The 19130-nt window shown below is 63.1% G+C and carries 16 protein-coding genes; 4 read left to right on the forward strand and 12 right to left on the reverse strand.

What is annotated here, in order from left to right:
* Positions 1-46: 46 nt before the first annotated feature.
* The 5 genes from FW760_RS04950 to FW760_RS04970 all read right to left on the reverse strand — a co-directional run bounded on the left by FW760_RS04950 (position 47) and on the right by FW760_RS04970 (position 7901).
* Positions 47-1501: a TolC family protein gene (locus FW760_RS04950; RefSeq protein ID WP_116054328.1), complete on the reverse strand. Its 1455-nt coding sequence runs from the start codon at positions 1499-1501 to the stop codon at positions 47-49.
* Positions 1498-4674 carry an efflux RND transporter permease subunit gene (locus tag FW760_RS04955; protein WP_116054331.1) on the reverse strand — a complete coding sequence of 1059 codons (3177 nt, stop codon included), beginning with the start codon at positions 4672-4674 and terminating at the stop codon, positions 1498-1500. Before FW760_RS04955 ends, FW760_RS04950 begins: the two co-directional genes overlap by 4 nt.
* Positions 4671-5828 (reverse strand): efflux RND transporter periplasmic adaptor subunit, encoded by a 1158-nt coding sequence (locus FW760_RS04960; RefSeq protein ID WP_116054334.1) that lies wholly within the window; start codon positions 5826-5828, stop codon positions 4671-4673. Before FW760_RS04960 ends, FW760_RS04955 begins: the two co-directional genes overlap by 4 nt.
* 120 nt (positions 5829-5948) lie before the next feature.
* Complete coding sequence (locus FW760_RS04965) at positions 5949-6851, reverse strand: GGDEF domain-containing protein (RefSeq protein WP_054916663.1); 903 nt, start codon at positions 6849-6851, stop codon at positions 5949-5951.
* A gap of 177 nt (positions 6852-7028) precedes the next feature.
* Entirely contained in the window at positions 7029-7901 is an 873-nt protein-coding gene (locus FW760_RS04970; protein ID WP_043859950.1) for a universal stress protein, read from the reverse strand.
* A 333-nt stretch (positions 7902-8234) separates the two neighbouring features.
* Here FW760_RS04970 and FW760_RS04975 point away from each other — a divergent pair, with 333 nt between their 5' ends.
* The 3 genes from FW760_RS04975 to FW760_RS04985 all read left to right on the forward strand — a co-directional run bounded on the left by FW760_RS04975 (position 8235) and on the right by FW760_RS04985 (position 10192).
* Complete coding sequence (locus FW760_RS04975; protein ID WP_236176356.1) at positions 8235-8657, forward strand: NUDIX hydrolase; 423 nt, start codon at positions 8235-8237, stop codon at positions 8655-8657.
* A gap of 310 nt (positions 8658-8967) precedes the next feature.
* On the forward strand, positions 8968-9615 hold the full coding sequence (locus FW760_RS04980) for a hypothetical protein (RefSeq protein ID WP_201023423.1): 648 nt from the start codon (positions 8968-8970) through the stop codon (positions 9613-9615).
* Complete coding sequence (locus FW760_RS04985; RefSeq protein WP_157811410.1) at positions 9608-10192, forward strand: hypothetical protein; 585 nt, start codon at positions 9608-9610, stop codon at positions 10190-10192. Before FW760_RS04980 ends, FW760_RS04985 begins: the two co-directional genes overlap by 8 nt.
* Positions 10193-10292: 100 nt before the next feature.
* On the opposite strand, the gene FW760_RS04990 is transcribed toward FW760_RS04985, so the two are convergent.
* Entirely contained in the window at positions 10293-11519 is a 1227-nt protein-coding gene (locus FW760_RS04990; RefSeq protein ID WP_043859956.1) for an MFS transporter, read from the reverse strand.
* Between the two features lie 353 nt (positions 11520-11872).
* Here FW760_RS04990 and FW760_RS04995 point away from each other — a divergent pair, with 353 nt between their 5' ends.
* A complete protein-coding gene (locus FW760_RS04995) occupies positions 11873-12121 on the forward strand; it encodes a hypothetical protein (RefSeq protein ID WP_231390615.1) in 249 nt (82 codons plus the stop codon).
* 91 nt (positions 12122-12212) lie between these two features.
* On the opposite strand, the gene FW760_RS05000 is transcribed toward FW760_RS04995, so the two are convergent.
* From FW760_RS05000 to FW760_RS05025, 6 genes are all read right to left on the reverse strand, one after another.
* Positions 12213-13547 carry a di-heme oxidoreductase family protein gene (locus FW760_RS05000; RefSeq protein ID WP_446443665.1) on the reverse strand — a complete coding sequence of 445 codons (1335 nt, stop codon included), beginning with the start codon at positions 13545-13547 and terminating at the stop codon, positions 12213-12215.
* Positions 13544-14845 (reverse strand): ABC transporter substrate-binding protein, encoded by a 1302-nt coding sequence (locus FW760_RS05005; RefSeq protein ID WP_446443666.1) that lies wholly within the window; start codon positions 14843-14845, stop codon positions 13544-13546. Before FW760_RS05005 ends, FW760_RS05000 begins: the two co-directional genes overlap by 4 nt.
* Positions 14832-16874 (reverse strand): TonB-dependent receptor plug domain-containing protein, encoded by a 2043-nt coding sequence (locus FW760_RS05010; protein ID WP_446443667.1) that lies wholly within the window; start codon positions 16872-16874, stop codon positions 14832-14834. Before FW760_RS05010 ends, FW760_RS05005 begins: the two co-directional genes overlap by 14 nt.
* A 319-nt stretch (positions 16875-17193) precedes the next feature.
* Complete coding sequence (locus tag FW760_RS05015) at positions 17194-17709, reverse strand: Imm15 family immunity protein (RefSeq protein WP_446443668.1); 516 nt, start codon at positions 17707-17709, stop codon at positions 17194-17196.
* 185 nt (positions 17710-17894) lie between these two features.
* Positions 17895-18320, reverse strand: coding sequence for a hypothetical protein (locus FW760_RS05020; protein WP_426427310.1), 426 nt, complete (start codon positions 18318-18320; stop codon positions 17895-17897).
* Between the two features lie 5 nt (positions 18321-18325).
* On the reverse strand, positions 18326-19130 hold an 805-nt coding region (locus FW760_RS05025; RefSeq protein ID WP_446443669.1), incomplete at its 5' end, for an RHS repeat domain-containing protein.

Below are 19130 nucleotides of genomic sequence, written 5' to 3' on the forward strand. Positions count from 1 at the left end.
TGAAAATAATCCCCGGTTTCGGGGATTATTTTTGCCTGATGGAAGGCTAGAGAGAGGCGCCGTCGCACGGCTGCCGGGCCTGCGCGCAGACTTCCCAGCCACCACCCAGCGCCTTGTAGATGCCCACAACCGCCAGGCGTTGTCGGGTACGTGCGGCGGTCAGGGCGCGTCGGCTGGCGTAATCGGCGCGCTCTGCCTCAAGCACATCCAGGTAGACGCCCTCGCCCTCCGAGAACCGCGCCCGGGCAAGCCGCGCCGCCTCGCCGTTGGCCGCCGATTCGAGCAATCGCAGCCTCAGGGTATTGCTCGCAGCCCCGTGGGCCTTGAAGGCATCATCGGTTTCCTGCAACGCGTGCAATACCGTCTGGTCGTACACGATCAACGCCTCCCTGGCGCGTGCCTCGCTGGCGGCAATGCGGGCACGTACACGCCCGGTGTCCAGCAGGGACCAGCGAATCATCGGGCCGATAAAGCTCGACAACGCGCCCGCGCCACTCATCCCGTCGAGGCTTCCGGTGACCACACCGATGGAGCCCTGCACCTGCACCTCGGGATAGAGGCCCGCCGTCTCGACCCCGATTTGCGCCGTGGCGGCCGCAAGGGCGCGTTCTGCCGCGGCAATGTCGGAGCGTCTCCAGAGCAACGCGGTGGGCTCGCCGACGGCGATCGTGCGCAGGGCCAGCGCCTGATCCCCAGGCTCGGCGGCCGGTGGTGTGAACCGCTGCGGCGGCTCGCCCAGCAGGATCGCCAGAGCGTTGACCGAGGCATCACGCCGACGCTCCAGCTCGGGCACGCTCACCTCGACCGAGCGCAACAGGGCTTCGGCGCGCAGCCGGTCGAACTCGGTGGCCGCCCCGGCGTTCACCTGGCGTTCGACCATGCTCAGGCTGTCGCGCTGGCTTTGGCGGGTATCGGCGGCAACCGCCAACTCGGCCTCGATGCCCCGCAGCTCGAACCAGGTGGCCGCCACCTCGGCCGCCACACTCGCCTGCACCCCGCGCAGCAACGCCTCGCGCGAACCGGCCTGGGCGCGTGCGGCCTCCACCGAGCGGCGCACGCGGCCGAACAGGTCGATTTCCCAGGACGCATCGACCGCCCCCCGATAGGTTTCGTTCTGCCGCGACTGGCCAGCCGGTGTCTGCACTTCGCTCCAGCGGCGGTTCTCGTAGCTGAGCGCAGGGCCGCCACGCGGAAGGAAACCCTGGCGGCTTTCGCGCAACATCGCCCTGGCTTCTTCGAGCCGCACGGCAGCAATCGCGATGTCATGGTTGGCGGCAAGCGCCCGCTGCACCAGCCCGGTCAATGCGGGCTCGTCAAAGGCACCCCACCACCGGGCCTCGACGCTGCCGGGGCCAAGCCCGGCAGGCAGCTCATCGAAGCGTGCGGGAAGCTGCGTTGCCGGCAGCGACGGCGCAACGTAGTCGGGGCCCACTGCAGCACACCCGGCCAGCAGCATGAGGGTGGCCAGGGGCGCCAGAACAGCTCGATAGCAAAGGTTCATGAACGGCGCTCCTCCAGGGCAGGCTGGGCTGTGGGCGTGTGCCGCTCGAAGCGGGCCGCCAGGCCACGGATCACCACATAGAAAACCGGGGTCAGGAACAACCCGAACAGCGTCACCCCGAGCATGCCGGCAAACACCGCCACCCCCATGGCCTGGCGCATCTCGGCACCTGCGCCGCTGGCAAGCACCAGCGGCACGACGCCGGCGACGAAGGCCAGGGACGTCATCACGATCGGGCGCAGGCGCAACCGGCATGCCTCCACAACCGCCTCCAGCACACTCGCCCCCCGCGCTTCCAGGGTGCGGGCGAACTCGACGATGAGGATCGCGTTCTTGGCGGCCAGGCCCACCAGCACGATCAGCCCGATCTGCACGAACACGTTGTTGTCGCCCTCCATCAGCCACACCCCGATGATCGCGCTCAACAGGCACATCGGCACAATCAGCAGCACCGCCAGGGGCAGCAGCCAGCTGTTGTACTGCGCCGCCAGAATCAGGTAGGCCAGCAACACACACAGCGGGAAGATGAACAGCGCCGAATCGCCGGCCAGCTTCTGCTGGTAGGTCAGGTCGGTCCATTCGAAGGTCATGCCTTCAGGCAGCATTTCCCCAGCCAGACGCTCCATCAGCGCAACCGCCTGCCCTGAACTCACGCCCGGCATTGCGCCCCCCGCAATGTCCGCCGAGGGGTAGCTGTTGTAGTGAATCACCCGGTCCGGGCCGGAGCTTGGCGTAACGCTGACAAACGCCGACAACGGCAGCATGGCCCCGGCCGCATTGCGCACCTGCAGGCGGCCGATGGCTTCGGCCTGCATGCGGTGGTCCGTGTCGGCCTGCGCCGTGACCTTGTAGGTGCGGCCAAAGCGGTTGAAGTCGTTGACGTACAGCGAGCCCAGGTACACCTGCAGTGCCTCGAACACATCGGTCAGGCGCACGCCCTGGCTCTTGACCTGGGCCCGGTCGATGACCACGTCGAGCTGCGGTGCATTGATATCGAGGCTGGTCATCAGCCCGGCCAACTGCCCCGACTCGGTGGCCTTCATCATCAGGATGCGGGTGTGCTGCACCAGGGCCTCCAGCCCCGCGCCGCTGCGGTCCTCGACTTGCATCTTGAAGCCGCCGGTGGCACCCAGGCCGGGCACCGGGGGTGGCGGGAACACCCCAAGAAAACCATCGGGAATACCCGCGAACCTGGCCTGCAGGCGCCCGGCGATGGCGGTTGCAGCCAGGTCCGGCGAGGCACGCTCCTTGAACGGGTCGAGCATGATGAACATCACCGCGGCGTTGGGCACGTTGACGAAACCGTTGATCGAAAGCCCCGGGAACGCCACCACGCTTTCGACGCCCGGCTCGGCCAGGGCCAATTGCGACATCTGCCTGGCCACCGCTTCGGTGCGGTCCAGCGACGACGCGTTGGGCAACTGGGCGATAGCCACCAGGTAGTACTTGTCCTGCATCGGTACAAAGCCCGGTGGCACGGCATTGAAGCCGAACGCGGTCAACCCGAGCAGGCCGACGTACACCACAAGCACCAGGCCGCTGAGCCGGACCACCTTGCGCACCGTGTTGCCATAGGCCTGCGGTGCACGCTGGAACGGCCGGCCAAGGGCGCCGAGCAACCGCCGGGCACGCCCGCGCAGGCTGCGGGGGTCGGGGGTGTTGCCGTGCTGGCGTGGCTGCAGCAGCAACCCGGCGAGTGCGGGGCTGAGGGTCAGCGAATTGACCGCCGACAGAATCGTCGAGATGGCAATGGTGAGTGCGAACTGGCGATAGAACTCGCCCTGCAGGCCGCTGAGGAACGCCGTGGGGATGAACACCGCAGCCAGCACCGAGGTGATCGCGATGATGGGCCCGGTCACCTCGTCCATGGCAAGCCTGGCGGCCTGGGCCGGCGCCTCGCCGTTCTCGATATGACGCTCGACGTTCTCCACCACCACGATGGCATCGTCCACCACAATCCCGATCGACAGCACCAGGCCGAACAACGACAGGGTGTTGAGCGAAAAGCCCATCAGGTGCATGACCGCAAAGGTGCCCACCAGCGACACCGGCACCGCCATCAGCGGGATGAGCGACGCGCGCCAGTTGTGCAGAAACAGCACCACCACGATCACCACCAGCATGATCGCCTCCAGCAAGGTGATGGCCACCGACTCCAGCGAGGCCTGCACGAACACCGTGGGGTCATAGGCAATGCGCGAGGTGAGCCCCGCCGGGAAGTTCGCCTCCAGCCGCTGCATGGTTTCGCGCACCGCCTGGGCAACGTCCAGGGCATTGGCGCCCGGGCTCTGGATGATCTGCAGCGCAACGGCCGGTTCGCCATCGAGCAGGCTGCGCAATGCGTAAGAGTCGGCGCCCATCTCGATACGGGCCACATCGCGCAGGCGCGTGACCTGACCGTCGTCGCCGGTGCGAATGATGATGTCGCCAAACTGCTGCTCATCGGTCAGCCGCCCCAGGGTGTTCACGGTTACCTGGAACGCGGCGGTGGCGTTGGGCGCCTGGCCGACCGACCCCGCTGCCACCTGCACGTTCTGCTCGCGCACCGCTTCGATCACCTCGCCTGCGGTGAGCCCGCGCGCGGCGATCAGGTCCGGGTCGAGCCACAGCCGCATGCTGTACTCCCCGGCGCCCCACACCAGCACATCGCTGATGCCGGGCAGGCGCGACAGTTCATCGCGCACCTGAAGGTAGGCGTAGTTGGACATGTAGAGCGGGTCGTAGCGTTTGTCGGGAGACAGCAGGTGAACCACCATCAGCATGTCCGGCGAGGTCTTCTGGGTGACCACGCCCTGGTGCTGCACCTCTGCCGGCAGGCGCGGCAGAACCCGCGAAACGCGGTTCTGCACCTGGATCTGCGCAATATCGGCATTGGTGCCCTGGGCGAAAGTGATGGTCAGTACCATCCGGCCATCGGTGGCAGACTGCGACGCCATGTACAGCATGCCCTCGACCCCGGTAATCGCCTGCTCCAGTGGCGCGGCCACGGTTTGTGCGATTACCTGGGGGTTGGCCCCCGGATAGGACGCCGTCACCTGCACGGTCGGCGGCGTGACCGCCGGGTACTCGCTCAGCGGCAGCTGGAAGAAGGCGACGATGCCGGCAATCATCATCAGTATCGAGAGGACGATGGCAAAAATCGGACGATCGATGAAGAAGCGCGGGAATGTCATTGCGCCGCCCCCAGGGTTTGCTGCGCCTTGACGGGCGAACCCTCGATCGAGGTGGGCTGCGGCGTAACCTGCATGTCCGGGCGCACCAGGCCCTTGACCACGATGCGCTCGCCGGGCTGCAGGCCTTTTTCGATCACGCGCAAGCCCTCCACCATCGGGCCGAGTTCGACCGGGCGGTACTGGGTCTTGTCGTCCTTGCCCACTACCAGTACGTAGCGGCTGCCCTGGTCGGTCGAAATCGACTGGTCCGAGATCAGCACCCTGGCCTGTGGCGTGCCGGTCTCAAGCTTCACCTTGGCAAACAAACCGGGCGTCAGCTGCCCGTCGGGGTTGTCGACCACCGCGCGAACACGCAGCGTGCCGGTGTTGCGATCGGCGGCGTTGGCCAGAAAATCGACGCGGCCGGGCCGCGCGTACTGCTTGTCGGTGGCCAGCGCCACCCTCACCTTCGCCGCCTGCGCGCCCGCGCCAGGGCGGCTTGATGCGAGCGAGCGCAGGTACGTGCGCTCATCCACATCGAAGTACACATGCAGGGGGTCGACAGAGACGATGGTGGTCAGTGGCGTCACCCCATTGGTGACGTAGTTGCCTTCGGTGACCAGGGTTTGCCCTACACGCCCACTGATCGGTGCAGTGACCCGTGTGAAGCTCAGGTCGAGCTTTGCAGCGTCCAGCGCGGCCTTTGCGGCATCGACCTGGGCCTGGCCCGCATCGAGCGCCGCAATCGCGCTGTCGAGCCGGTCCCGCGCAACGACCTTTTGCGCATACAGTTGCCGGGCTCGGGCATGGTCTGCCTGGGCCAGCAGCCACGCCGCCCGGGCCTCCTGCAGGCGTGCGGTGGCGGCGTCGAGCGCGGCCTGGAAGGGCCGCGGATCGATGACAAAGAGCTGGCTGCCCTTCTCTACCATGCGGCCCTCGGGCACGCTCACCGCCTGAATATAGCCGGCCACCCGCGGGCGCAGTTCGACCCGCTTGATCGCGGTCAGCGACCCGGTGAATTCGGCATGGGGCGTTACCGGGCGCACGATCACCTCGGCTACCGGAACACTGGGAGGCTTGGCGGGTTCAGTCGCGGGTGCCGTCTCCTTGCACCCGACGCTGGTGAGCGCGACGCTTAGCGCCGCAGTGAAAAGGGTTACGCGTTTGACGTTCATCACATGGCCTTTCGCACGAGTGTCGACCTGCTTTGCGGGGGCAAAGCAACGTTCGCGTACTTATCCGACTTGCCACGTCTGGAAGGTCAAGGGTTTTCTGACATTGGCCATACCCTGGCGTCAGAGCCACACAATCCGGTCCTTGCCCATGCTCTTGGCCACGTACAGGGCACGATCGGCCCGTTTCAAGGTGTCCTCGTAAGCGTGGTCCTCGGGCAGCATGGCCGTTGCGCCAATGCTCACGGTGACCACCGTGTCGCCTGCCCAATAGCGGCTCAGCTCTTTGCGAAAGCGCTCATGCAGACGCTCGGCAAGCTGCAGCGCCTGCTCTCGCTCGGTATTGGGCAGGCCCACCACAAACTCGTCGCCACCCAGGCGGCAGGCGAAATCCGTTGCGCGCAGCGCGCAACGACAGATCTCGGCCACCGCCTGGATGATCTGATCGCCGGCGTGGTGCCCCTGGGTATCATTGATTTTCTTGAGGTTGTCCAGATCGAACAGGAACACCGACGTCGGCACGCGATAGCGTGTCAGGGACTCGTGGTGCAGTTTCAGGTCATGTTCGAGCTTTCTGCGGTTGAACAGACCGGTGAGCTGGTCGGTATCGCTCAGTTCCCTGAGCCTGACTTCCAGTGTGTGCCGTTCGGAGATATTGCTGGCGACCCACAGCACGACCTCCTCTTCGTCCACCCTGAAGTTCAGGGCCTGGATGCGCCCCTCGAACCAGATGGGGTCCTTGGGGCCCTCATCGGGCAGGCCCTTTACGTCCCTGTTGCTCAGCTCGTACTCGGCGACCAGCAGGTTTCCCGTGGCCAGTGCCCGGGCAATCTGCTCCAGAAACCAGTTCGCCTTGTCGGCATTGATCAGGTCTGAAATATACAGGCCGATCAGGCCGGACCCATCGTGGTAATAACGCGCGTCGCGGCCACCAAACACCGCAACGTACTTGCCACTGCGCGACAGGATGAAGGCAGGGTCGGGCAGCGCATCAAGAATCAGGGCCATCTGTGCGGTGTCGATCATGAAGCACTTCTTCTGTGCCGATTGATGAATGGCGTAACGGTAGCCAACAATACCATTACGCCATCATCCGCAACATGGGCCTTGCGGATGCCACCAACGCCGCACGGCGCTTGCGACAGAACCGTTATCGCGTGTGCTGTGCCAAGCGTTTCCGGCCCCCTGCCCTACGTACAGACCCTAGATCGACACCAACACATCGCACTGCGATTCGCTCAGCACGTGCTTGGTGACGCTGCCCACCAGCAGCTCTTCCAGCGCGCTTTCGCCCTGCTTGCCGACCACGATCAGGTCGCAGTCCAGCTCCTGCTCGGTTTCCACGATCCGCCAGGCTGCGTCGCCGTGTGCAATGATCTGCCGAGCATTGGGCAGGCCGGCGGCTTCGCTCAGGGCCGCAAGTTGCTCCACGGCATCCTTCTTGATGGCGTTGCGGTAGTGCGTGAGGGTGTCCTGGTCGATGTAGGCAAAGCGCATGCTGCCCTCGAAGGGCGCTTCGAACGCGTGCATCAGAATGATTTCGGCCTGCGGGGCCACGGCTTTTGCCAGCTCGATGGCACGCAGCGACGAAGGCGAAAAATCAACCGGCACCAGCACGCGGCGGTACGCCTCGCGCGGGGCCTGTTTGACCACCAGCATCGGGCAGTGCATGCGGCTCAGCATGCGCTGCACGGTGGAGCCCAGCAGGCGGCGCGCCAGGTTCTGCCCCTTGGCTCCGCATACCAGCAGGTTGGTGTGTTTGTCTTGCACCACACGGGTGATTTCGGTAGCCACCGAACCGGGCGCGACCTGTGTGCCAGCGGAGATGGCGTAGCGGTGGAACAGCATGGCAGCCACTGCACGCAGGTTTTCGCCGGCACTTTCCAGCACGCGATTCAACAGGTTGTCATCGGGTACCACAACCTGCTTGAGGCGCTCGTAAGGCGCGGGGTTGGCAACGTAGAGCAGGTCCAGCGCGGCATGCTGCGCCTGGCTCAGGAGTGCGGCCCGCTCTGCTGCGTTGCGCGCAGAAGTGGACAAATCGGTGGCAACCAGTACGTGCTTCAACGGGCTCATGTGGGGCTCCTTATGCAATGTGGCGCATGCGGATCGAGGCGTTGGCCTGCTGTCGGTCCGCTCCTTTCGTGCCGCCATGGTCTCCCGAACGCTATAGGCGGCGGCTTGATTTGCGTCAACCTCAAGGCCAGGCATCTGGCTGCGGCAACAAACTGCAACATGTGGGCAGGGTTCATCAGTGTGCTGCCTGGTTTGTCCTGAACTTGGGAGGGAGGCAAAAACCCGGCAGAGCCGGATGGATGCTTTAAGATCGTGCAGTGTTGAAGGCAGCTGACATCGTTCAGCTTTCGACGCGCTCAACACTCAACAGCAATGAGCCAAGGGGAGAACAACATGGCAGTGGATAAAGCTTGCCCGGTGGTGCTGCGCAGCCGTGAAACGTTGGAGATTCTGGCGTTCGCGCATCCGTTGGCGGGCCTGCAGTTGGTCAAGGGAAGTGTGGAGCCAGGTGAGCCGAGCGAAGACGCTGCTGTACGAGAACTGTTCGAGGAAGCCGGAATTCAAGGCACGGTGGGACGAAATCTTGGCGTGTGGCGCGCTGAGGTAACCGGGCATGTGTGGGCATTTCATGAATGTCACGTCACCCACGAGCTTCCCGACACCTGGGTTCACTTTACCCAGGATGACGGAGGGCACGCGTTCAGGTTTTTCTGGCATCCACTCCATAGCGAGCCATCCGACGCATGGCACCCACTCTACAAGGATGCATTGAGCTTCCTTCGACTTGGCCTCACTGAAGCACCCGTGCCCGGCTAGGCGCCATGTCGGCTATTGGCCGAGCACAAACGGGCGGTAGACACGCTGATGGCAAAGTAAACAACGTCAACTACGCTGCTCGCAGTTGCCGCGTAATAGCCGGATCGAGTCCATCTTGTGGCGCCCTGCTACTTCAAACGTCGGCACCTTGGGAGGATTGATGAGTTGCTTACCCCGTCACGGCAGAGTCTCCTGCTCGCGTTGCCACACCGAGAGTGCGCCAGCATTCGATGTAGCCACTCGCACCGAGGGCGAGTGGCGTATTACGGCAAACCCGCTGGCATGGGGCAGTACTACGCCAGAGGTGGTTGTGCTGGGCTTCTCCAAGGGCCCCACTCAGGCGGGGGCACTTGCCAGCACACCTCACGACGACATCGCCTACAAGGGCAGTCGTCTCAATGTGGGCAAGATTCTGGCCCACGTGGGCCTTATCCCCGCCGCCCCGCCTGACAGGCTCAAGCAACAGGTGGACCGCCTTATTGCGGACAACGACGGGCGCTTTCATTTCGCATCGCTCATCCGTTGCACCGTAGAGCGCCACGACCGCAAGGCTGGTACCTGGAAAGGATCAGGCGGCGGGATGCTGGACAAGTTCATTGCCAGCCCGTTCGGCAAGTCGGTGGCCAGCAACTGTACAACGGCCTTTCTTCGCGACCTGCCGCAAGAGACCCGACTGATCGTGATGTTCGGCCTGGGCACGGGGATGAACTATGTCGCGTCTGCCTACGCGCTGTTGCGCCATGCCCGCCCCGGCGCATGGAAGATGATCAACGCCGTGGCCTACACAGACGGCAGAATCACCGTGGTGCATGTCGAGCACTTTGCGGCGCAAGGCGCCTTGATCCCCAACTGGCTTGGGGAAAGGGATCACCCGAGAAGCAGGCTTGGCCTGCTCTCGAAAGCGGCTGTTCAAGCATCAGGGGTCGGCAACTTCAGCGGGGGGAATGGGCATGGCTGATCAACCGGTGCTGGCGGGCAAACACTTCCAGGCGATTCTGGCAAGCGCACCGCTGAACCAGGCGACGTTCCTTTGCCAGGGTTCGAGCAGCATGCTGTTCGAGCACGGTACCAGGCTCTATCGCCTCACGCTCGAAGGTTGCGGCCACAATTTTCTTGCCCGGCAGTGGGCCCAGGGCAACCGTAATGTCGTCGAGGTCATTCACGACTATGGCGCCGTGGGGCCCTCTGACGCTTCATTCAGGGGAAGCGAAAACGAGTTCTACTGGCTGGCCGAAGTGGAAAGGTTGATAAGCGTGGATGAGGCCAGCGAGCCGTTGCTTGCCAGCCTGCTGTCGGGGTTGCTCGACGACAATGATGATCTGCCGGCCAACGCCGTGCTTGCTGAACAGTGCCTGGCCTTGGCCGGTGAACATCCCGCGCTGGCGGGGGTGTTGATCACACTCGCCAGGGCGGCGGAATTTGCGCAGCGCCATGAATGTGACGTGGATGCCAAGCTCGACAACCTGATGCGCCGCCCCGCTACCGGGGAGCTGGTGTGGACTGACCCGCTGGGCGGGTGTTTCTATGCGCCGTAGATCAGCAATGAAGTGCTGATTTGGGCTATCGAATCTCAGCGATCTGCAAGGCCGCACACGCGGCCCCATCAAGATTGACGTCAGCCCATGCGCCGGGCTGCTAGCAAGGCTGAACCGCCATTCGGTTACTGACCTTGCGCCCCAGCACCAGCACCGTGACAAACCCGCAGCCCACCAGTGCCGTGGCCAGGCTCAGCAGCACCGAGCTGCCCATCTGGTCGACGATGCGCCCGCCAAAGAACGACCCCAGCGCAATGATCACCTGAAACAAAGCCACGAACAGCGGCATGCCGCGCTCGACATCCTTGGGCGCCACCACGAACATCCAGATGCTGGCGCAGGCCGGAAAGGCACCGAAGGCAAAGCCCCACAGCGCGATCAGCATCACCGCACCGGTCATGCCGGTGGCGAAGTAAGGGAACAGCGCCGTGCTGACGGCAATCATCAGCGCCACCAGCATCAGCGTGTAACGCACGCTGCGGTTGGCGGCAAACCCGGCGAAGACATTCCCCAGCACCCCGGCCACGCCATACAGCAACAGCAGCGAGCCAATGGTCGGCCCATCGAAGCCGGCGCTTTGCTTGAAAAACGGTGCCACGTAGGTGTACGCGGCAAAGTGCGCCAGGCCGATCAGCAACACCGCAATCAGGCCGACCCGGGCTTGCGGATTGATGAACAGTGCCGGCAGGTCACTGATGCGAATGGCCTTGTCGGGGTTGAGCCGCGGCAGCAGGAACACCTGGGCCAGCAGCACCGGTACACCCACCAGCGCGGTCACCAGGAAGGTCATGCGCCAGCCCATCAGGCCGCTGAGCCAGGTGCCGACGGGCACGCCCAGCACGGTGGCCAGGGTCACACCCACCATGATGATCGAGGTAGCCTGGGCTACCCCAACACCCTTGGGGGCCAGGCGGCCGCTGAGGGCGATGGCCGTGGCCCAGAACCCGCCGATGCTCACCCCCAGCAGCACACGGCCGAACAGCAGCAGGCTGAAGTCGGTGGCGTAGGCCACCACCGCATTGGCGATGATCATGATCAGGGTCAGGCCGATCAGCAGGTAGCGCCGGTCCATCGCGCCGATGCCCACCGACAGCAAGGGCGCAGCGAGTGCGGCCATGATGCCGGGCAGCGTCACCATCAGGCCGGCATGACCGGCACTGATGCCCAGGTCGCTGGCGACATCGTTGAGTACGCCCACCGGCAGAAATTCGCTGGTCACCAGGGCAAAGGCGCCCACCGCGACCGAGAGAATCGCCAGCCACTGCTGTTTGACGCTCTGTTGATTGTGTTCGGGAAGGCCGCTAGGGGCCTGGCTTGCGCTTGGCATGGTGCTGGGTTCCATGGGGGAAATGACGCCTTGAGCAGGCGCGGGAAGCGGGGAAAAATCGAAGGCGATTATACAAGCGGGTTTTGCCGCGCCGACAGGCGGGCCCTTTGATAGTAATCATCAGCGCTATCGATGAAAGGCCCGTAGTAGAGCAACTGCTGCAGGCCCATGCAAGCTTGGCCCAGCTTGCCGGGCATGCCAAGCCCCGGTACCTGACGCAACACCCGCCAAGGCCCTGCCCAGCGCCTCAAATAATTTGAACCGCCTCTGGGCGAACTCGCCTAATGATCAGCATGTGGATGATCCCACATGCAACGTGCCAATACCGGCAAGCGCTATCAGAGGTGGTCAACGTGGCTAAGGACGAGAAGAAAAGCAAAGACGGGTCTTCAAAAGCCAGCAAGGATTTGAAAGACAAGAAGTCATCATCGGCAAAGAAATCAGCTGCGGCATCGGCTCTTTCCAAAGCCTCTGAAAAGAAAGAAAAGAAAGACAAGAAAAAAGATGCCGAACCCAAGAAATCTGCAAAAAAATCGGACAGCAAGCCCGAGAAGGCCAAGAAGTCGGACAAGGCAGATAAACCTGCGAAAAAGAAAAAGTGACGGTTGCGATTGGCCAGGGCTTCATGCCCTGGCCTTCTCACGCTGAATCGCGCTCCCTTCACTGAGAGATGATCGCCTTGGGTCCAGCGCCCTACAGCGACTCAAGAAACGCCCGAATCGCCGCCCGTTCCTTCGCCCCCAGCGTTACATAGCGCTGCCGGGCCACTTGCGCTTCACCTCCATGCCACACGATGGCTTCCTCCAGCGTGCGCGCTCGGCCGTCGTGCAGGTAGCCACTGCCGGGGTTGATCCGCTCACCCAACCCAAGCCCCCACAGCGCAGGGGTGCGCCACTCGCGGCCGTTGGCGAGAAAGTCCTCACGGCCATCGGCCAACCCCTCGCCCATGTCGTGCAACAACAAATCGGTGTACGGCGCGATCCGTTGCTGGCTCAGCGCCGGGTACAGCGGGTGTGTGCCCGTGACCAGTTCGGGCCGGTGACAGGCCGTGCAGCCAATCGCGGCAAACAGTTTTTTACCCTGCACAACAGCAGGCTCGGCCTGCTGCCGGCGCGCAGGCACGGCCAGGTGGGCGAGGTAGAAATGCAGGTCACCAAGCTGCATCGCGCCCAGCTCCGGCTCGCCGCCGTGGGGCGCCTGCGCGCAGGCCTGTTGGGCAGGGGTGCAGTTCTGCTCAGGAGCCAGCGTGGAGGTGATGCCCAGGTCGCCCAGCATGGCGTGGGCGATCTGTTGGCGCAGGTCGGGCTGGTTGGCCTTGAGGCCAAAGCGGCCCGCCTCGGCACGCTGTCGCTCCACACTCCACACCTGATTGACGCGCCCGGTCACGCCGTCGGGCTTGGCTTCAGCCGCCATGGCCTGCAGCGCGCTGGCCTCGATGGCCTCCAGCAAACCGAGGCCGAATACCGGCGAGCCCACCCGCGCCGAGGTCAACACCCCGTCCAGTGGCCCATAGGCCAGCTCGCGCAGTTCGACACGCGGCGTGCGCAGCATCACGGTTTCGCCATCGCCCAGCGGCACCGCGTGTTCCTCCCAGTACACATGGGCCCGCCCTTCCCCCGGCACGCCGGGCACACCTTGGTCGTTGAGCTGGTCGCCATACACAGGATGAGGCTTCGGCCCGCCGCGGGCATCGCGGCCCGGCACGGACAGGCGCAGCAACAGGCTGCGCATCGCCTCCCCCTGCTGCGGCGCCTGACCACGACCGTTCTTGGGGTGGCAGGCGATACACGACACCCGGTTGTACAACGGCCCGAGCCCATCCACCGCTTCGTCGCGAGACGGCGCGACCACCCACGCCTGCCGGAACAGGCTGCGCCCGCGAAAGAAGCGCTCCAACTGGCCTTCGTCCAGCCCGGCGAAGGGCTGGGCATAGGCTTCACGGTTGACCGCGGTGTGGGTGACATCGGCGCTGGCGAGCGCGCTTACCAGCAAACCGATCGACAGCCCGGCGATGCGCACAACGGTCACTGCCCCAGCCCCTCCAGCAACCGCGCCGCCTCTGCCCGCTGCAGCGCGGCCTGGAACTGCCAGGTGATCTCGGTGCGGCCCAGTGCATCCTGGTCGGTTGCCGGCTCGTGGGCCATGCCCTTGTCCTGACGTGCCGCGAACAGGCCCAGCAACGGCTTGGCCTCGGCTTGCCCGGCAGTCAGTGGCGGCGCGGTCAACAGCTGACGTATGGCGGCTACGTCATGCCCCGCCGCTTCGGCCGCGTGCAGCCGCGTCCAGAGTTCGTTCAACGCCTCGTGGGGCAGGCCCAGCCATTGGGTGAACAGCGAACTGATCAGCGCCAGGCGTTCGCGCGAGCTGCCGTTGCCGTAGTCATAGGCGCCGTGCCCTGCGGCAACGAACGGGTCGTGGTACTGCGCGGGCAGCTGCGCATACACGCTCGGGCGCACCGGCAGCTTGCGAATGTCGGCATCGGCCAGCAGCGCCTGCCCGGCGTCGGACAACACGTACCGTGCGAACGCCCGGGCACCGGCCGGCGCCTGAGTGCTTGCGGTAATGGCGATGAATGCCGGGTTGAGCCCACTGTGGGCCGGGTACACGAAGTCCACCGGCTCGCCGTTGGCCTTGGCCGAGGCGACGAAGAAGTCGATCGACAAGCCAACCGCTGCCCGCCCGCTGGTGACTTCGTCACTCACCAGCGTACCGCCGCGCGTGACCAGCCGCGCCTGCCCGGCCAGCTCGCTCCACAGGGCCCAGCCGCGCTCCCAGCCATAGGCGCGCAGCACGATATCCAGCAGCACCGGGGCAAACCCGACCCGGCCCGGGTCGGGCAGCGCCACCCGCCCGCGCAACCGGGCGTCGAGCAGGTCGGGCCAGTCCTTGGGCGTGGGCACGCCCAGCTCGGCGAGCGACGCGGCGTTGATGGCAAAGCCGTAACCTGACAGCTCGGTCGCCTGGTACAGGTTTTTTTGATCACGCAACGCCAGGCCGCCGATCTGCGCCGGCAGGCCCTCCAGGCTGATACCCAGCGGCTGCCAACTGCCCGCCTTCGCCAGCCGGGTGAAGTTGCCCGGCGACGGCGCCCAGTACACATCCACCCCGCCCTGTCTGGCTTGCAGCAGGTAGGGCAAGGCATCGAAGCCCTGGCGCCAGAGGACCTGCAGGCGATACTCCGGGTGGGCCTGGGCAAAGCCATCCTCCACCCGCGTCATCACCTCCTCGGGGTAGCTGGTCATCACCACCACGCTTTGCGGGGCCGCGCTCAGCAGGCCGCTGAACGCCAGCAGCAGGCCCGCCAGCCAGCGGTTACAGCGGCGCATTGAATTGCACGAAGTATTGGCGGCCCATTTCCGGGTAGCCCTCGCTGTACTCGTACAGGCGGTCGAACAGGTTGCGCACGCCGCCCTCGATCAGCACGTCGTTGCTGAAGCGGTAGCCGGTCTTGAGGTTGTACACCGCGTAGCCCGGTGCCATCTGGGTGGCGTCGGAGGTGTTGTAGCGACGCGAGGCCGCCTCCACGCTGGCGGTGTGCTTCCAGGCGTCGAGGTTCCACGAGGCCGAGCCGAACAGGCTGTGGCGCGGGGTGTCGGTGGGGTGCAGGTCGCGGTCGCTGCGGTTCTCGCGGTCGAGGAAGGTGTAGTTGGCTGCCAGCTCCCACTCGCCCAGGTCGCCGTTGATGCCCAGCTCCACCCCCTGGTTGCGCGCCTTGGCGATGTTCTGGAACTGGCCGCAGGGCGCGGCGCAGTTGTCCTGCGCGGGCACGGTGACCTTCTGGATGGAGTCTTCGATATTTGCCACGAACAGCGCCGCGTCCAGCTGCCATTGCGGGGCAACCTGGCCGCTGTAGCCGAACTCGTAGTGCGTGGCGCGTTCGGACTTCAGGTCCGGGCTGGGGATGACCGTACCGAAGCGAGTCGAGTAGCGGTCCTTGATGGTCGCAAAGCGGCTTTTGCGCGCCACGGTGAGGCGCAGTTGGCCGTTGTCATCGGTGCCCAGCAGCGGGTTGGTGTTGGCGAACAGGCCGAGCTGCGCGTTGACCGCGTCGTTGCTGCCGGTGGGTTCGTCGTACAGCACGGCCTGCTTGGGCGAGCTGGCGGTGGTGCCGTAGTTTTCGGCATCCAGGCTCTTGCGGTAGTTGTAGGAAACGCCGCCCACCACGCTGAAAATCTCGTTCAGGCGCAGGGTGTCTTCCAGGGCAATCGACTGGGTCTGGTCGCGAAAGTGGGTTTGCGGGCTGTCGCCATCGCGGGAGCGGTGCACGTCATCCTTGAAGTGGTAGGCGATGCCCAGGCGGTTGTTTTCGGTCAGGGCCAGGTCGGCTTCCACCGAGAAGCCGGTGCTCTCGTCGTCGTACTTGCTCGGGAAGCCCTTCTGCAGGTTACCCACCACGCCGTTGCGGTAGGCGAAGCTTTCCAGCGAGTTCTTGAAGGTGTCGTGGTACACGCGGGTTTTCAGAAAGTGCTCGCCAAAGCCGGTTTTGGTGGCGATGAACACACTGGTGTTGTCCGAGCGCGGCCACTCCCACCAGCGTGCGCGCTGGCCGGTCGGCGGCAGCTTGCCGGCATAGGTGGGCTGGCCCTTGCTGCCCTCCTGCTGAACGTAGCCGAGCACGTATTCATCGGTTTCGTTGGGGGTGAAGCCCAGCTTGAAGCTGAACTTGGTGTCGCGGTGGTCGCTGTTCTCGCGCCGGCCGGTGCCTTGCTGGTTGTTGGTGGGTTTGAAGTCGTCGGGCAGCAGGGTGTAGTCGTAATCCACATACGACACCCCGCCCTGCATCCACCACGCGCCCTGGTTGGAACCCACGTTGGCGTAGGTGCGGTAGGCGTTCACGTTGCCGTGATCGGTCAGCTCAAGCCCCCCGCCCACTTCGCCTTCGAATTCCTGCACCGGGCGCCGGGTAACCAGGTTGATCGCCCCGCCCAGGGTGTTGGGGCCGTACAGCAGCGAGGCAAAGCCCTTGTCCACCTGAATGCGCGACAGGTCGTAGGTGGTGAAGCGGCCCAGGTCGATGTTGCCGTCGTAGGGCACGTAGGTGGGGATGCCGTCGATATACACCGGCACCTGCAGACGATCGAAGCCGCGCACGAACACCACCTGCTCGGCGCGACCGCCGATATAGCCCAGGTTGACGCCGGGGGCCAGGGTGAGCGCGCTGGCGACGGTTTCGCGGTCGTGCAGGCGGATGTCCTTCAGGTCGATGACCGAGCCGCCGGTGGACAGGGTTTCGTCCTGGGGCGCGGAGATCTGAATTTCGCCGAGGGTGAAGGTGTTTTTCTGCTCCGCGAGGGCGGATTCACCGCCCAGGGCTGCGACGGCAACCAGCAGAGCGTGCGGTGTTAGCGGCTTCATTGCTGCTCCTGTGTCGGCCTTGACGTAGGCGGCGCCCGGGCGACGTTGTGTATTATTTTATATAGCGACCGACGGTTTTTCTGGTCACGACCTCCCCAGGAGGTGATCAGCCGGTGGTTGCTTTAGGGGGGAAAGCGGGATGGCGCAGGGCCAAACGGCAGGAATGCTAGCGTTGTTCACAGGACGTTACAACGCTGTACACAAAAATATATAGCGAATTGACCAACCCAGAAGCGGGGCTTCTAGCGGCTTTGCGCTCGATGGCAAGGTGTCAGCGGAGTGCCAGCAAGCGCATCGAACCCCCTACCCTCCAGGCGCGCTACATCGTCTGTCGAGGGATGGCATAAATACGTACAAGTTCCTCGTTGCAGGCGTGGTCAAAGAACCTGCTCTCTAGAAAAACGAAGCTCTCAACGAAGCCGCAGGTCGTGAACAGCTGCTTGACCGTGGTCATTTCCATTGAGTCCGTTTCAGGTTGATTCTTGATAAGCGTTTGGCGAAGTGCGCTGGCTGCGGTACTTGGGTATATGAAGAGTTGGGGCACCAACGTGGAGCCACCGCTGGCATCGAAGCGTGTGAAGGTGATGGCAGTCAGCTCTAACTGCCTTTGATTGCTGCGGGCGAGTGCACGTACGGTATTCAATACGAAAACAGCAAGCCCCAACAGAAAATCCGAGATGTCTTTTTTCTCAAGTTTCCTTTGTAATTTTTTTAATCTGCTGTCCCGTGAAATGATGGGGTATTCTTCAAATTCGTCGAACGCGCCTGCCAGGCAACGCAGATCATTGTAGGCTTCTTTTTTTATTATCTTTGCGTACAACCCGTGTAACTTCATCTATTTGAATCTCAGCATATGTATTTTTAATGTAAAACACCGGGGCGCGGCATTGCATATTCAATCCACGCGAACAACTAATCGGGCTCTGCCCACTAAATCGCCCTACCACGGATCATAGTACCGATACCGGTTGTAATGCAGCCTGGTCTCACCGTCGTAACCAACGGAAACTGCCACACGTTCTATTTAGTGTTGATTGAGGATTTGATTTTTTTCCTAGAAGCCTCCACGTCCCCAAAAACCGGATCGACAATAGAAATTCCTTCTTCAGCAAGGAACCTATCGACTTCACGATCAATAACCCCTAAAAAAACACGATAACTAGCTTCGGCAAAAAAACGACCCTGATAAAAAATAGAAAGCCTTTCTCCTTTAATCTTAAATAATAACGCAAAAGATGAATCAACTCCGATAAATTCAAAAGATTTTGTGCTTTTCAATTTCACCAAGCCATCAATTAAGGAGGTAATTGACAAATATATCATCATCCGAAGTCTTGAATCATCCTTGGAGTCTATACCTTGATCGCCAGAGGAAAGCCTCATATCCCCCAAGTCAAATCCTTCTGGCTCACCGCCCTCTTCGGATCTCGAAATGTAGAACTCCATAACTATTAGCCTCCTCTAACAGGGAAAACCGTAATTGTCCTATTTCCATCATGAGAGTCGAATACACCTCGAACCCGGTCGGTGCGACCATTTATTTTTATGCGCTTCTCATAGATTTGCATTCTGCTACTAGGATCAGAAACTCTATTACCCTTTTTCACAAGACACTCACATGCCGTCTGAATTTGTTCTTGCGTTGTCCCCTCAGGAAACAGGTCGCCATGGCCCCCTGGATGGGTGCCACTCACATGCCGCTCATCAATATGTTGCCAGCCTTCTTTTCGATTGCCAGGATCAATACGAGGTTTAGCTACTTTTCGCCCCGCCAAACCCAATGGATCAACGCAATCCGTCGGATTTAGTGCGTATTGGTACAGGTTCAACCCACCCGAATAACTAATCGGGTCCTTGCTAACAAACCGTCCAATCCCAGGATCATAGTACCGATACCGGTTGTAATGCAGCCCAGTCTCCCGGTCGTGATACTGGCCCTGAAACCGTAGCGGGTTACTCAGCCCTACCTGCTTTGCCCAGCCCGACCGCTCCTCATGCACCTCCCCCCACACCTTGTACTGCCCCGCCCACGCCACCTCACCCTTGTGGTCGGTCAGCTCCATCGGCGTGCCGAGGTGATCGCACTGGTACCACGCAATCGCATCAAACGCCTGCGGCTGCATGTGCGTGTGCCACAACGGGTCCTGGTCGAAGTCGTAACTGCGCTGGCTCCAGTCCGGCTGCTTGTGCAGCCGCACCGGCCCCCTGCGCAGGGCTTGGGCCACCGGCACAAAGCTGCCCGGCTCATACAGGTAA

The organism is Pseudomonas sp. 1176_21 (assembly GCF_052850635.1).